Raw genomic sequence first — 13,846 nt, 5'->3', positions numbered from 1 at the left:
CGTGGAAGCGGTTCGCCCGGGCCGGCAATTTGCCGTGGAATACATGGGCCTCGTACGGTTCCAGACTTCGTCAATCACGGAGTGCCTCTATCGTTTCGCGAATCTGCAACAAGCGCCGCAAGACGCCGGGGAATTGATCGAGCGGGATCATGTTCGGACCGTCGCTGGGTGATCGATCTGGATCGGGATGAGTTTCAAAGAAGAGCCCATCAACGCCCAGCGCCGTGGCGGCGCGGGCCAGCGGCTCGACCATGGCGCGATTGCCCCCGGTCGCCGTACCGAGTCCCCCCGGCTCCTGCACGCTGTGCGTGGCGTCGAAGATGACGGGCGTGCCGAGCTCACGCATCTGCGGAATGGCACGCATGTCGTTGACCAGCCGACCATAGCCGAAGAACGTGCCGCGTTCGCAGAGCAGGATGTTCTGGCAGCCGACCGATTCGAGCTTCGAGACGACGTTCTTCATGTCCCAGGGGGCGAGAAACTGGGCCTTCTTCACATTCACGGGGCGCCCGGTTTTCCCGGCGGCCACGAGCAGGTCGGTTTGCCGCGCCAGAAAGGCCGGGATCTGTAGCAGATCGCAAACCTCGGCCACCGGCGCCGCCTGGTAAGACTCGTGAATATCGGTGGTAACGGGCAGGCCCGTCGCATGCTTGACGCGAGCGAGCATCTTCAGCCCTTCGTCCATGCCGAGTCCGCGAAAGGCGCTGGCGCTGGTTCGATTGGCCTTGTCGAACGAACCTTTGAAGACGAGTTGGATCGGCAGCTCGTCGGCCAACTCGCGCAGCCGCGTCGCGATGCGCAGCGAGAGCTCGTCATTCTCGAGGACGCAGGGTCCGGCGATGACGAGCAGTCGCTGACCTGGGCCGCAGCGGTAGGGGCCAATCGAGGCGGGGTTTTGAGGCACGTTCGATTCCTCCTGAATGGATGCGCCGTCCGTCGGCTTATAAAACAGCGTTCGGCCTGGTCGAGGGGGGAACGAGCAATCGCATCCGCGCCGGAATAATTTCCAATTCCAAAGGCAAATAGCCCGCCGCGTCCCCATCGAGCTGATAAGGCACCTCGCCATCGGACTCGAGACGGACGCGTGCCGCGCGTTGCGTGCGGCAATCGGCCAGTCGCTCGTGCCGACGCAGCATCACATTGGCCAGGTACCACAGTCCGCGCGACGTCGAGCCACGAGCAAGTGTGCAGACATCGAATCGGCCATCGGTCCCATCCGCGCTAGGGGCGATCGGCAATCCACGGGCATAGCAAGGCAGGTTGAAGGCGAAGCACCACCTGGCCCGCCACGAGTCGACCGCCGCGCTTCCCGTCGTCGAGTCGCCGCAATATACCCGCAACTCGGGATACTCGTAATTACGCATGGCGGCCAGGATCGGTTGAACGTAACTCCAATGCCGAATGTTGCCTGTGCGGCGTGCGTGGACACGGCGGACGACCTCGGCATCGAAGCCGGCGCTGGCCATCAGGGCGAAGAGGCGGCCGTTGGCACTTCCCATATCGAGGTCGAGGCCGTGGCCGGCCACGATCGTCTCGACCAACTGTGCCGGGTCGCGGCGAATATGGAAGTATCTGGCCAGCAGGTTTTCAGTCCCCAGCGGTAGCACCGCCAAGGGCAGGCCGTGGGGGATTCGATTCAGGGCCGCGGTGATCGTGCCATCTCCCCCGGCCGCCACGACCCCCCGGAGTTGCCCCTGCGCGTGGAGCGCATGGGATCGCTCGGCAAGTTCTTCGAGTTCGCCGACCGGGGTGGTGGGGAAGCCTGCCCGATCGAGCAGTCGAACCGCCTCGGCAATCAGTTCAGCGGCGTGCGACGCGCCAGCCTTGCGATTGACCAGCAGCAGAACCTGCATAGGTGCTCGGGTGAAAAGTAGCCTAGCGGCATACGTAACTGGTTCGGCGGTTGTGTCTTGCGCCACGACCGCTCGGCAGATTCTCCCACCTGCCATGCTAGTCGGTCAACGGAGACCACAAGCTCAGGGCGGAAGGATGTCTCAAATCGAGATCAAAGCGGTTGACACACGAGCGCACACTACCTGGAGGTGGGGGTGCTGTTCGATGCTGACGTACGCTGTTCGATGAGGTGTAGCAAAATAATACACGTCGAAAATGGTCGCAAACAGCGGATCTGGAACCATTTAGAGCATTTATGAATAGCGATAACTCATGCTCTAGTTGGGAGATGCAGTGGTTCTTGCTGAATTGCCACATGCCACGACACGCCTACTGGCACGCGAAGTGCTTTTTCGTGGGCCGCACGACCGACAAGGTCGGCACCAAACGAATCTGGCCCGCGGGGCCTCTGGCGTATTTCGGCGGAATGGTTTCTTGCCCCTGGCCATTCAGCAGAGCCAACGTGGATGTGGCACGCCAGAGGCCCCCGACTTTTTTGCGGGTGCTGCTCGTTCTGTGGATCGTTCGAGCAGGCACCGTCGGCGACGGCATCGCGGGCCTTGAGAATGCTAGTCTTGCGCTAGGCGCAGCCGCGCCCTGACGGCGATTTCCCGCGCCTGACCGTTCCGCGCGAGATGGCGATGTCGAAGGCCCCAATCCCCGCTCCCGATGCAGGTATGGACCGCGAAGCGGCCTCAGGCCCCGGAGCGGCAACCGCGACCGTGCCACGCAGCCAGCGCTCGATCGGAGTCTTGGGAATTGTCTCCCTCGTCTTGGTGTTAACCACGCTACAATTTGCTTTGCTCGCGTATCTGCAGCAACACCGGACGGCGGCGCGTCTCGAGCCGGAATTCTCGCTGGGAACCTTTCGTTATGAAGAGGTCACGGGTGCGTCCGACCCGATCCGCGCCGCACAATTCGAGTTGCACATCGACCTTTTGCCCGAGGTCGACCGCGAGGCACGATTGAGGCTGACCGCCCGGCGGTTTAAGGTGCAGCAAGGGATCGAAGAGCTGCTGCGCCGCGCTCGCGGCAGGGAGTTCGAGGATCCGGCGCTCGCGGAATTGAAGCGAATGCTCAAAGAACAGATCAACGCATCACTCGGACTGCGGTCGATCGGCGAGATCATCATTACCGATCTGAAGTTGACGCGCGGCGCCGCGATGGCCGTGACGACGCCGCACGAGACGGAGCCCCCCTACGAGGGAGAGGAGCTTGACTCCAGCCCGACCAAAGTGGCACAACCGTCCGATTCGGACCGCACATCGTCGCTTTAGATCGTTGGCTGGCGAAACGAGCGATTTGGACCGAAACCATTGCCACTGGCGAGGGTTATTGTTCAATACTACTCGCGCACCGAGACACTCGATGCGGCATCCGAAAAACCGTGCGGACGTTCCGGGTGTTTCGACCGCGTCGGAATCGACCGTTTACGCCGGCATTTGATCGCCTCTCGGGTGGTTCGTCAGTCCGGCACCGAGAGGGGAGTCGTCTGCCATGCTCACCATCGGCGATCCTGCCATCTGGTTTGTCGCGCGTAGCACCGTCAATCCGAAGTTCCATTTCGATACGGTGGCAGGCCGTTACGTCGTCCTGACGTTTTTCGGCAGCACGCGTCTTCCCGCCTCGGCCCAGATGCTGGCCGACGTCGAAGCGGCACAAGAGGACTTCGACGGTGAGCGAGCCGTTTTCCTGGGGGTCAGTTGCGACCCGGGTGACGAAGCGCGCGTCGGCGCCGCGCTCATCTCGCCGGGCATCATTTTCTTTGCCGATTTCGACGCGCAGATCGCCCGCGCCTATGGGATCGTCGACGCCGCCGGAAACATGCAGCCGACGACGTTCGTGCTGGACGAGGGGCTCCGCGTCGTGGCGGTAGTGCCGCTGCTGGGCGATGGCCGGGGGCACGTCGCGCAGGTGCTAGAGCGCGTGGCGTCGTTCCCCGAGCTGGTCGACTCCTCGCGGTCGGCGCCGGTGCTGATCTTGGACCGTGTCTTCGAACCGGAACTGTGCCGCACGCTGATCGAGGTGTACGAACAGCAGGGGGGCACCGACTCCGGCTTCATGCGCGACATCGGCGGCAAAACGACCGGTGTGTACGACTACAGTTTCAAACGTCGCAGCGACTGCGAGATCGTCGATCAGGGGCTGGTCCGCACGATCCACCAACGTCTGTCGGCGCGCGTCGTGCCCGAGATCCGCAAGGCGTTCAATTTTGCCGTGACGCGTATCGAACGGCACATCGTGGCTTGTTACGACAGCGAGTGGGGCGGGCACTTTCGCCCCCACCGCGACAACACCTCGATCGGCACGGCCCATCGCCGTTTTGCCGTGTCGATCAATCTCAATAGCGAGGAATTCACGGGGGGCGATTTGCGATTTCCCGAGTTCGGGCTGCGCACCTATCGGCCCACGACCGGCGGGGCGGTCGTTTTCGGATGCTCGCTGCTGCACGAGGCCACCGCCGTCAAAACCGGCAAGCGTTTCGCCTTTCTACCGTTTCTCTACGACGAGGCAGCGGCGCAAATTCGCGATCAGAATCGGCAGAATATCGCCGCCGAGTCGATCGACTTGAACCGCCCCTCCTGAGAGGGTAAGCCGGTGCTCGGCTCCACACCCGCGGGCTTGCCCGGGGGCAGGGGGACATTAAACTGGGCGGTCTTGCTGGAACTTGCCGCCACCTGACGGTGGCCATCCTCACGATTTCCGACCTGCGTCCGTGGCGTATCTGCCCGCCGCGCGCGACCGATCGGAGGTCGTTCAAGTATTGTCCGACCCTCAGGAATCTCACATGGCTCGCGACCGCGCGAAGTATCGTTTTAGCTTTGGCCCCTGGAACATCTCGACCGGCGCCGATCCTTTTGGTCCGCCGGTCCGCAACGAGGTTCCCTTCGCCAAGAAGATTCGCGAGTACCGCAAGCTGGGCTTCACCCACGTCCAACTGCACGACGACGACGTCGTGCCGGCCGACTGGGACGCCACGCAAACGGCCAAGGGGGTGGCCAAGGTCAAGGCCCTCTTCGACAGCGAAGGGCTGACGGGCGAGTTCATCGCGCCGCGTTTGTGGGAAGATCCCCGCACGATCGACGGCGCCTACACGGCCAACAGCCCGGCCGCCCGCCGTTATGCCCGCGACCGAACGCGCCGCTCGATCGACATTGCCCGCATGATGGGCATCGACCTGATGGTGCTGTGGCCGGCGCGCGAGGGGACGTACATTCGCGAGGCCAAGGACGCGAGCGTCTCGATCGGCCGGCTGGTCGAGGCGATCGACGACATGCTGACCTACGATCCGACGATTCGCATCGTGGGCGAGATGAAGCCGAACGAGCCGATGGACCAGGCCTATTGCCCTTCGGTGGGGCACTTCATGGGGCTGGCCTACCGTACGAGCGATCCGTCGCGCGTGGGGGTGCTGATCGAAAGCGCGCACAGCATCCTGGCGGGACTCGACCCGGCCGACGACATGGCCTACGCCCTCTGGCACGGCAAGCTGTGGGGAGTCCACCTCAACGATCAGAACGGCTTGAAGTACGATCAAGACAAGATGTTCGGCTCGGTCGATCTGCGCCGCGCGTTCAATCAGGTCTGGGTACTGGACCGGGCCGCGTATCACGACATCGGCGTCGTGGGGCTCGACATCAAGGCCATGCGCACCACGAAGCAGGCCGATCAGACGAAGCATCTGGCCAACAGCCTGTGGATGTTCAACCGGCTGGTGGCCCTGGCCCGCTCGGTCGACGACAAGCAGGTCGAAGGCTTCCGGCAGGCGCGCGATTACGAGGGGCTCGAACGTTACATGCTCGAACATCTGCTCAAAGGTTGAAGCACGTCGCATGGCTGAATCCAGCGTTTCGCACCCCGCGATTGAAATCCTGCGTCCCGACTTTCCGCGCGGCGAATTTCGCGCCGTGTTGTTCGACTTCGACGGCACGTTGTCGCTGATCCGCCGCAACTGGCAGGCGGTGATGATCCCGATGATGGTCGAGGTGCTCGCCGAGACGGGCACCGGCGAGACGCCCGACGAGTTGCACGCGCACGTCGAAGAGTTCGTCATGCGGCTCAACGGACGGCAGACCATCTACCAGATGATCCAACTGGCCGAAGAGGTGCAGGCCCGCGGCCGCACGCCGCTCGATCCGCTGGCTTACAAGCACGAGTACCACGAGCGACTCTGGAAGCAGGTCGGCGCGCGCGTCGATGGGCTGCGCAGCGGGACGCTCTCGATCGACGAGGCCACGGTGCCCAACTCGCACGCCCTGCTGCAGGCGCTGACGGACCGGGGGCTCGAGCTGTATCTCGCCTCGGGGACCGATCTCAAGTATGTGCGCGAGGAGGCCGAGCTGCTCGACGTGGCACGCTTCTTTGGCCAGCACATCTACGGCGCGCTCGACAACTATCAGGATTTCTCGAAGCAAAAGATCATCGATCAGATCATCCACGAGGCGGGCGTGCCGGGGCACCAACTGCTCGGCTTCGGCGATGGATTCGTCGAGATCGAGGAAGTGCGTCGCGCCGGCGGGGTGGCTATCGGCGTGGCCAGCGAAGAAGAGACGCGGCAGGGGGTCAATGCCTGGAAGCGGGAACGCTTGATTCGCGCCGGGGCGGATATCATCATCGGCGACTATCGTTCGCTCGACGAACTGTTGGCCACCCTGGGACTGGCCGGCTGACGGCACGGTTTCCCTTGCCGGCGGAGAAGGACCGATGATCTCGACCGAGCGTCTCACGCAGCTTTTGGGCAAGTTCGCCGGCTTGCGCATCGGGCTGGTCGGCGACCTGTTTCTCGATCGCTACCTCGACATCGACCCCGAGTTGGCCGAGCTCTCGATCGAGACGGGGCTCGAGGCCTACCAGGTCACCCGCATTCGCAACAATCCCGGCGCGTTGGGCACGGTGATGAACAATCTCACGGCGCTCGGCGTCGGGCAGCTCGTGCCCGTGACCGTGCTGGGAGACGATGGCCAGGCCTACGATCTCTTTCAGGCCCTCGCGGCGATGCCGGTCGATCGGTCGCACATCCTGCAAGACCCGACGCGGATGACGCCGACCTACACGAAACCGATGCGGCGCAACTCGCACGGCGAATGGGTCGAGCTGAACCGCCTGGATCTCCGCAATCGCGTACCGCTGGCGCCGCATGTCGAAGACCAGCTCATGGAGCACGTGACGCAGGTCTTCGAAGCAACCGATGGACTGATCGTGCTCGACCAGGTGAACGAAGAGGGCTGGGGGGTGATCGGGCCCCGCGTACGCGAGCATCTGGCCATGCTGGCCGACCGGCAGCCCGAGAAGCTGATGTTCGTAGACAGCCGCGCGTTCATTCACAAGTTTACGCGCGGCACGCTCAAGCCGAACCTCAATGAGTGCCTGCGCGCGTTGGGACGCGCCGCCAGCGAGGATCCCCAAGTCGGTCGCGCGGCCGCCGTCGAATTGTCGCAAAAAACAGGACTGCGGATGTTTTGCACCCTGGGAGAACGCGGCATGCTCGTCGTCCGGCCCCATGCCGATCCGGTCGAAGTGCCGGCGGTCGAGGTCGCCGGCCCGATCGACATCGTCGGCGCCGGAGACAGCGCCACGAGCGGCATCGTGGCGTCGTTGCTCTCGGGGGCCGACGAGATCGAGGCGGCCACGGTGGGCAATCTGGTCGCGTCGATCACGATTCAGCAGTTGGGCACCACCGGCACCGCATCCCCCGAGCAGGTTGTCGCGCGGTGTCGAGAATCGCAGCGTTCGTAGCGGTTTTCACGGTCCGGCCGATTGACTCGTCGTGTCAAAGTCGATGGGACAGGCGAATTTGCGACCAATACTGAAGTCCCGGGGGAGTCGAACTTACCCAAATCCCCAATGCGTTGACGAGGGTGTGAGGGAGTCTTACCATCGTCTTGCAGATGAGCGGCCATGCCGGCGACGCGCGAGGGGGGGCGAAACTCCGCCCGGACGCCGGCTTCAGTTCCCGCGATTGTCAATTCCCTGCCGCGAAAGGACGTACCGATGCCGCTGTTCGAAATTGAAACCGAGTCGCACATTATCATCACCTGGGCGGACGACGAAGTGTCGGCGGGGGGCGTCGTCCACGACGCGTATCCCGGCGAGCGCGTGCTGCGTTGCACGAAGCGCCCCCGCGATACCTGGGTGATCTCGAAGACCGCCCTGGGCATCCGGGGTGCTGCCGACCCGTGCAGCACGGCGCGCGATTGCCTCGCCAAGGCTTCGGGCGACAAAGTACATGCCATTCGACTTTACATGCACGAGACGGGCACCGATCTGGAACGTGCCCGCAAGGTGATCGAATCGAACATGGTGATGGGCTGGTAGTGATACTCCGCCGCTCGGGCCCTGGCCCTTTGTCACCCCATGCCTTGCCAACGACACGGTACTGGCGACCGGAAGGTCGCGTTGTGGCCGTGTCGTTCTTTTTTTCACCCCTCGCTTAGCCCACCACGACGGAAGTCATGCTTCACGAAGTCACTACTTGGGATTGGCTCGGTTTCGGCATCTTCGTGGTTGTGGTGCTGATCCTCGATCTGTTCGTCTTTCATCGCAACTCGCGCGAGTCGACGCTGCGCGAGTCGGCCGTCTGGACGGTCATCTGGTGCTCGCTGGCGCTGGCCTTCAACGGGCTCATCTGGTACCGCTTTGGCAGCACGGCGGCCATCCAGTTTCTCACCGGCTATCTGGTCGAATGGTCGTTGTCGATGGACAACGTCTTCGTCTTTGCCGTGGTGTTCGGTTACTTCATGGTGCCGCTCAAGTATCAGTACCGGGTGCTCTTCTGGGGCATTCTGGGCGCGATCGTCATGCGACTGACGTTCATCCTGGTGGGGGCCGCGTTGATCGAGCGGCTGCACTGGATCCTATATCTCTTCGGCGTGTTCCTCATCATCACGGGCATCAAGCTGGCGATGCACAAGGAGGAGGAGGCGCCGGACCTGAACAAGAAATGGATCTTGCGAATTGCCCGGCGCTGGCTGCGCGTGACGCAGGAAAACCACGGCGAGAAGTTCTTCGTTCGCGAGCATGGCCTGCTCTGCGTGACCCCCTTGTTCCTCGTGCTGCTGGTGATCGAAACGACCGACGTCATGTTCGCCATCGACAGCGTGCCGGCGATCTTCGCTATTACGAAAGAGCCCTACATCGTCTTCACGTCGAATATTTTCGCCATCCTCGGCCTGCGGGCGCTCTACTTCCTGCTGGCTGGCGTGATCGACATGTTCCGCTACCTGAACTACGGGCTCTCGGCCGTGCTCGTCTTCGTGGGCATCAAGATGCTGCTTCCCGAGGGGTGGCACCTGCCCGACTGGTCCTCGCTAGTGATCATCGCCTCGCTGCTGGGAACCTCGATCATCGCCTCGATCATCGCGAAGAAGCTCGAAGGGCCACGGCCCCCCTCGCCCCAGGAACCGTCTGAGCCCGGCAGGCACCTGCCCCCCGCCAGCAGCGACGAGCCGGTGGCCGCCGATCGTCCCCCGGTTTCGTGATAGAATCGAGGATCGCGGCGAATTCTTGTGAGGAAGTTTAGGCGAGGTGGCACCGGCCGCCGGCCGGTGCATTCTCGGGATCGACTCTCTGTGGCCAACGTGCTCGTAACTGGCGGTGCTGGCTTTATCGGCAGTCATCTGACCGAGGCCCTTCTCGCTCGTGGCGACCGGGTGACGGTCATCGACGACGAGTCGACCGGCAATGCCGCCAATCTCGCCTCACTGGTGGGGCGCCCTGGCTTTCATTACGTCCGCGGTACCGTGGCGCAGACGTCGCTCGTCGAGCGGTCGCTCGACGGGATCGACGTGGTCTATCATCTGGCCGCGGCGGTTGGTGTGGAACTCATCGCACAGGACGCGGTCCGCACGATCGAAACGAATATCGGCCCAACGGCCAATCTCTGCGATCTGCTCCGCGCGCGGCACGCCGCGGGCGCGACCATCAAGCTGTTTCTCGCCTCGACCAGCGAGGTGTACGGCAAGAATCCCAAGCCGCGCTGGACTGAAGAGGACGACCTGGTACTGGGCGCCACGACGCGCCCCCGCTGGGCCTATGGGGCGTCGAAGGCCATCGATGAGTTTCTCGTGCTGGGGCTGCATCGGCAGATCGGTCTGCCCGTCGTCGTGGGGCGGTTTTTCAATGTTGTCGGCCCACGGCAAACGGGGCGCTACGGCATGGTCGTGCCCCGGATGGTCGACGCCGCGCTCGACGGTGGACCGGTGATCGTCCACGACGACGGCCGGCAGACACGCTGCTTTGCCCACGTCCACGATGTCGTGTCGCACGTGCTGAAGTTGATGGCGCATCCGGCCGCCGTGGGGCAAATCTTCAATATCGGCGGAGACGAGCCGATCGAGATCCTCGCCCTGGCCCAGCGCATCGTGGCGGCCGTCGATCCGAAGGTGCCGATCGCCTTTCAGACCTATGCGCAAGCGTATGGCGCCGACTTCGAGGACGTGCGTGCCCGCGTGCCCGATCTGACCAAGCTCAGCCAGTTGCTCGGCACGCGACCGAATCGGTCGATGGATGAAATCATCGCCGAAGTGGCGGCCTGGCGGCGGGCGGAGCGCTTACGAACGGGGTAGCACCGATCATTTTGCGGTGCCGGCGAGACACTGGTTTGGTAACCGTCGCAAAATGGTCGGTGTTGCGCAGCAACAAGAGGACAAGCGTTGCCTCACGTTGCGCAGTCTCCGACCTGCACCGATCCTCTGGTCGCTGCGCGACACGGACGATTTTCCGACTCCCACTCGCTCTACTCAGGCAGACAACTCTGGAAAATCGTGCTACCCGATGGCGCGAGAAAGGGACCGTTCTCGGTAAATGCATCGAAGCGAATTACGCCTTCGGTGCGTCGAGCAGCCCCATCTTGCGGCGCAGATCCTCGATGATCTCGCGCGGTACGAACCTTGCCAGTTCTTCGTCGCCGGCCAAGGGGGCGATCTCCTTGACGAGCGAGCTGGAGACGTGGACGAACTCTTCGTCCGCCACGAGGAACACGGTCTCGATGCCCGGGTCGAGTTGCCGGTTCGCCATCATCATCGTCACCTCGGCGTCGATATCAGAGAGGGGGCGGATGCCGCGGAGCATGACCCGGGCCCGGACCGATCGCACGAAGTTGACCGCCAGTCCCGAGAACTGCCGGACTTCGACGTTCCCCAGCCGGTCGGTAGTGCGGCGAATCAGCTCGGCACGCTCGTCGGGCGTGAACAGTGGCTGCTTGCCGGTGTTGATACCGATGCCGACGATCAACTTGTCGACGAGGCGACTGCCACGCTCGATGACGTTGAGGTGCCCGAGCGTGATGGGATCGAACGAGCCGGTATAGACGGCGATGCGCGGATGCGTATCAGACATGGATGCTGCGTAGTCCCTGCGATTCCCTGCGAGGCAACTGCTTCATCATGTTCGCCGCCGAAGGCAATTGCAATCGGCGGGGGAATCAGGCCGTCGCACCCCACCGCAGTGGGCACGGCGCCGGCAGTTTCGCCTCCCCTCAACGCGGGGCGACGAGTGTTTCGATCAGGCGCTCGAGATCGGCCTCGTTCGTGTAGGCGTGGGGGCTCGTCCGCACGCGGCCGCCCCGGCAGTTGAGCACGACGCCCTGCTCGAGCGCCTCGCGGCGGAGGGTCTGCGGATCTTGACCCGGCAGCGAGAAGCTGACGATACCGCTCTGGCGGCCAGGCTCGCGCGAGCTGGCGACCTCGGCGCCGATGCCCGCCAGTCGCTCGCACAGCAGGTCGGTTACGGCGACGATCCGTTCATGGATGGCGTGCGGACCGTAAGAAAGAAGCAACTCGAGGCTCGCCCCCAGCCCCAGCAGCCCGACCATATTGTGCGAGCCCCCCTCGTAGCGCGAAGCGGCCGGTTTGACGTCGTAGTCGAGCCGGGTGAAATCGCCAGCCTGGACGACGCTGTTCCAGCCCACCATCAACGGGCGGAGCTGGTCGAGTCGTTCGCGCCGCACGTAAAAGATGCCGGCCCCTTCCGGTCCCAGCAACCACTTGTGGCCGTCGGCCGCGAGGAAGTCGATCGGCGTCTCGCGCACGTCCAGCGGCGTTACGCCCAGCCCCTGAATCGCATCGACGAAAAGGAGCACACCGCGTCGCTGCGCCAGCTCGGCGAGGGCGTCGAGATCGTTCCGCCAGCCGGTGAGATAGCCCACCCAGCTCACCGCGACGAGCCGCGTGCGATGGTCGATCGCCTGCTCGAGCGTCGCCAGATCGAGCCGTTCCTGCTGACAGGAAAGAAGGCGGCACTCGACCCCGCGCGTGGCGAGATTCTTCCAGGGAAAGACGTTCGAGGGGAACTCGCTGTCGAGCGTGATGACGTTGTCCCCGTCGCGCCAGTCGAGGCCCTCGGCCACGAACCCGATCCCCTCGGTGGTGTTATGAACCAGGGCGACTTCGTCCGGGTCGGCCCCGAGCAGCCGCGCCGCCGCACGCCGCGCCCGCTCGACGGCACGATTCCAGTTTCCCCAGATCGTGGTGCCCTCTTGCACCGCCTCGCGCGACCACTGGCCGATCGCCTCGTAGGCCGGCTTCGACAGCGGGGCGACCGCCGCATGATCGAAATAGGCCCAGCGCTCGGTGATGGGCATCTGACGGCGGAAGTCTTCCCACCAGGCGGTCATAGTAGTGGTCAGTGGTCAGGGGGCAGGGGGCGTTTGATATGCTGCGGCGCGTTGGGGCGGCCCGTGACAGCGACATCGAGCGAATTATACTGGAAGGCTCGCAGCGCGGGTGTACGGGCTCGATCGAGCCTGGCATCGCCCCCGCGTCGACTCAGCAGCCACGTTTCGAGGAGCAGATCGTCGTATGCCGAAAGCCCTGACCATCTCTGGAATGGCCGTCGCGGGGCTAGTGCTGCTAGTCTTTGTGCTCGATATGGCGATCAAGATCCCGTTCGGCCGACCGAGTTGGGTGATGGATATCGGCTTTCTACTATCGGCCATCATCCTGGGCTACATGAGCTGGTCGACCTACCGCGAACTAGCCTAGCCCGCATAAAGAAGCACCACCCAGCACCCCCCTGATCCCTGACCACTAACCCCTGACCACTGACTAAGCCGCCAGTGGTCGCTCGGGATCGGCGGTGTGCAGGATCGAGCGGGAAGGTTCTCCGCGGCGCGTTTGTGCGAGTCGCGAGACCGATTCGGCCACGGAAAGAATCTCGAGCCGCTCCTGGGATCGTCGGCGCGCCGCGTGCTCCAGGATGCGATCGAGCCAGCGATGGACGCGAGGCTCGGCCGCGCAGAAGGCCCCGGCGTCGATGGCCAGATGGACGACGCCCGCTGCGTTCGTCGCGCGATCGATCGCTTGCCGTGTGCGCAGGCTCGACGTGGCCAAGGTCCAGAGGCCGGTCTTCCAGGGCAGGCAAGCCTGAGCTGGGAATTCCCACAGCCCGTAGCGGATGGCGCGAGGGCCGACGTCGCCCGCTACGCCCAAGGTTCGACGAGGCGCCGTGCTCGATACCGGCGCCTCGTCATGCACCGTCGCCGCGCCACTGACGGCCGTGATCCCCTGTCGCATCACCTGGCGCCAGCCATCCCCCAGCAGCGTGCGTCGCAGCACGAGCGTCGAAAGGGCATATCCGGCCGCGCCCCCCTGGGCGACCGCATCGGCCACGCGACGGGCGAGGGGACGCTGACTGGCCGTCTCGGCCGAGACATCCCCCAGCAGGGCGATTTCCTGATCGGGGGCTACCGCGAGCAGTCGTGCGAGACCCGGCGACTGTGCCGGATCGGCGAAACCCCAGGTCGCCGAGACGTGATGCCGCGCCATCAGCGGGGCGAGGCTCTTCACCAGGTGATCGTCGGAGATTCGACTGTCGCCGTGGTGACTTTGTCCGCTCGTCAAATCGATGGAGACGATCAGGGTCGCCCCCAGTGTCTCTTCGGCCATGACAGGTGGCCCTCGGGGATCGCTCGGATAATGCGTGCCTGCATGAACGTTCGTCGGCACGGGCCGTTGAC

The 13,846-nt window shown here is 64.0% G+C and carries 14 protein-coding genes; 9 read left to right on the top strand and 5 right to left on the bottom strand.

What is annotated here, in order from left to right; genetic code table 11:
* Positions 1 to 70: 70 nt before the first annotated feature.
* Both kdsA and KF708_15665 read right to left on the bottom strand, forming a co-directional pair.
* Positions 71 to 1,042 (bottom strand): 3-deoxy-8-phosphooctulonate synthase, encoded by a 972-nt coding sequence (gene kdsA, locus KF708_15670; protein ID MBX3414126.1) that lies wholly within the window; start codon positions 1,040 to 1,042, stop codon positions 71 to 73.
* Complete coding sequence (locus tag KF708_15665; protein MBX3414125.1) at positions 942 to 1,853, bottom strand: hypothetical protein; 912 nt, start codon at positions 1,851 to 1,853, stop codon at positions 942 to 944. Before KF708_15665 ends, kdsA begins: the two co-directional genes overlap by 101 nt.
* A 681-nt stretch (positions 1,854 to 2,534) precedes the next feature.
* Between KF708_15665 and KF708_15660 the strand changes: the two genes are divergently transcribed.
* From KF708_15660 to KF708_15625, 8 genes are all read left to right on the top strand, one after another.
* Positions 2,535 to 3,170 carry a hypothetical protein gene (locus tag KF708_15660; protein MBX3414124.1) on the top strand — a complete coding sequence of 212 codons (636 nt, stop codon included), beginning with the start codon at positions 2,535 to 2,537 and terminating at the stop codon, positions 3,168 to 3,170.
* Between the two features lie 220 nt (positions 3,171 to 3,390).
* A complete protein-coding gene (locus KF708_15655) occupies positions 3,391 to 4,479 on the top strand; it encodes a redoxin domain-containing protein (protein MBX3414123.1) in 1,089 nt (362 codons plus the stop codon).
* Between the two features lie 202 nt (positions 4,480 to 4,681).
* Positions 4,682 to 5,716 (top strand): TIM barrel protein, encoded by a 1,035-nt coding sequence (locus KF708_15650; GenBank protein MBX3414122.1) that lies wholly within the window; start codon positions 4,682 to 4,684, stop codon positions 5,714 to 5,716.
* A 10-nt stretch (positions 5,717 to 5,726) separates the two neighbouring features.
* A complete protein-coding gene (locus KF708_15645; protein MBX3414121.1) occupies positions 5,727 to 6,563 on the top strand; it encodes an HAD family hydrolase in 837 nt (278 codons plus the stop codon).
* Between the two features lie 34 nt (positions 6,564 to 6,597).
* Positions 6,598 to 7,629 (top strand): hypothetical protein, encoded by a 1,032-nt coding sequence (locus tag KF708_15640; GenBank protein ID MBX3414120.1) that lies wholly within the window; start codon positions 6,598 to 6,600, stop codon positions 7,627 to 7,629.
* Positions 7,630 to 7,884: 255 nt separating this feature from the next.
* The gene (locus tag KF708_15635) at positions 7,885 to 8,208 is read left to right on the top strand and encodes a hypothetical protein (GenBank protein ID MBX3414119.1); all 324 of its coding nucleotides are present in this window, start codon (positions 7,885 to 7,887) and stop codon (positions 8,206 to 8,208) included.
* A 137-nt stretch (positions 8,209 to 8,345) separates the two neighbouring features.
* Positions 8,346 to 9,371 carry a TerC family protein gene (locus KF708_15630; GenBank protein ID MBX3414118.1) on the top strand — a complete coding sequence of 342 codons (1,026 nt, stop codon included), beginning with the start codon at positions 8,346 to 8,348 and terminating at the stop codon, positions 9,369 to 9,371.
* 90 nt (positions 9,372 to 9,461) lie between these two features.
* Positions 9,462 to 10,457, top strand: a complete 996-nt coding sequence (locus KF708_15625) for a GDP-mannose 4,6-dehydratase (GenBank protein MBX3414117.1) — start codon at positions 9,462 to 9,464, stop codon at positions 10,455 to 10,457.
* 253 nt (positions 10,458 to 10,710) lie between these two features.
* Here KF708_15625 and coaD read toward each other — a convergent pair whose 3' ends face one another.
* A complete protein-coding gene (gene coaD / locus KF708_15620; GenBank protein ID MBX3414116.1) occupies positions 10,711 to 11,229 on the bottom strand; it encodes a pantetheine-phosphate adenylyltransferase in 519 nt (172 codons plus the stop codon).
* 139 nt (positions 11,230 to 11,368) lie between these two features.
* Positions 11,369 to 12,505, bottom strand: coding sequence for an aminotransferase class V-fold PLP-dependent enzyme (locus KF708_15615; GenBank protein ID MBX3414115.1), 1,137 nt, complete (start codon positions 12,503 to 12,505; stop codon positions 11,369 to 11,371).
* Between the two features lie 184 nt (positions 12,506 to 12,689).
* Between KF708_15615 and KF708_15610 the strand changes: the two genes are divergently transcribed.
* Positions 12,690 to 12,872 carry a hypothetical protein gene (locus tag KF708_15610; protein MBX3414114.1) on the top strand — a complete coding sequence of 61 codons (183 nt, stop codon included), beginning with the start codon at positions 12,690 to 12,692 and terminating at the stop codon, positions 12,870 to 12,872.
* Positions 12,873 to 12,935: 63 nt separating this feature from the next.
* On the opposite strand, the gene KF708_15605 is transcribed toward KF708_15610, so the two are convergent.
* Positions 12,936 to 13,775, bottom strand: coding sequence for a hypothetical protein (locus tag KF708_15605; GenBank protein MBX3414113.1), 840 nt, complete (start codon positions 13,773 to 13,775; stop codon positions 12,936 to 12,938).
* Positions 13,776 to 13,846: the final 71 nt, after the last annotated feature.

This window comes from Pirellulales bacterium, from assembly GCA_019636335.1.
Classification (GTDB): Bacteria; Planctomycetota; Planctomycetia; order Pirellulales; family JAEUIK01; genus JAHBXR01.
The sequence above is the reverse complement of the archived record's forward strand: the minus strand, read 5'-3'. Positions and strand labels throughout refer to the sequence as shown.

Bases quoted from the DNA above. Each gene is read 5' to 3' on its own strand.
- kdsA (MBX3414126.1), bottom strand. From the start codon at position 1,042: ATGGGGACGCGGCGGGCTATTTGCCTTTGGAATTGGAAATTATTCCGG.
- KF708_15665 (MBX3414125.1), bottom strand. From the start codon at position 1,853: ATGCAGGTTCTGCTGCTGGTCAATCGCAAGGCTGGCGCGTCGCACGCC.
- KF708_15650 (MBX3414122.1), top strand. From the start codon at position 4,682: ATGGCTCGCGACCGCGCGAAGTATCGTTTTAGCTTTGGCCCCTGGAAC.
- coaD (MBX3414116.1), bottom strand. From the start codon at position 11,229: ATGTCTGATACGCATCCGCGCATCGCCGTCTATACCGGCTCGTTCGAT.
- KF708_15655 (MBX3414123.1), top strand. From the start codon at position 3,391: ATGCTCACCATCGGCGATCCTGCCATCTGGTTTGTCGCGCGTAGCACC.
- KF708_15615 (MBX3414115.1), bottom strand. From the start codon at position 12,505: ATGACCGCCTGGTGGGAAGACTTCCGCCGTCAGATGCCCATCACCGAG.
- KF708_15630 (MBX3414118.1), top strand. From the start codon at position 8,346: ATGCTTCACGAAGTCACTACTTGGGATTGGCTCGGTTTCGGCATCTTC.
- KF708_15645 (MBX3414121.1), top strand. From the start codon at position 5,727: ATGGCTGAATCCAGCGTTTCGCACCCCGCGATTGAAATCCTGCGTCCC.
- KF708_15635 (MBX3414119.1), top strand. From the start codon at position 7,885: ATGCCGCTGTTCGAAATTGAAACCGAGTCGCACATTATCATCACCTGG.
- KF708_15605 (MBX3414113.1), bottom strand. From the start codon at position 13,775: ATGGCCGAAGAGACACTGGGGGCGACCCTGATCGTCTCCATCGATTTG.
- KF708_15660 (MBX3414124.1), top strand. From the start codon at position 2,535: ATGTCGAAGGCCCCAATCCCCGCTCCCGATGCAGGTATGGACCGCGAA.
- KF708_15610 (MBX3414114.1), top strand. From the start codon at position 12,690: ATGCCGAAAGCCCTGACCATCTCTGGAATGGCCGTCGCGGGGCTAGTG.
- KF708_15640 (MBX3414120.1), top strand. From the start codon at position 6,598: ATGATCTCGACCGAGCGTCTCACGCAGCTTTTGGGCAAGTTCGCCGGC.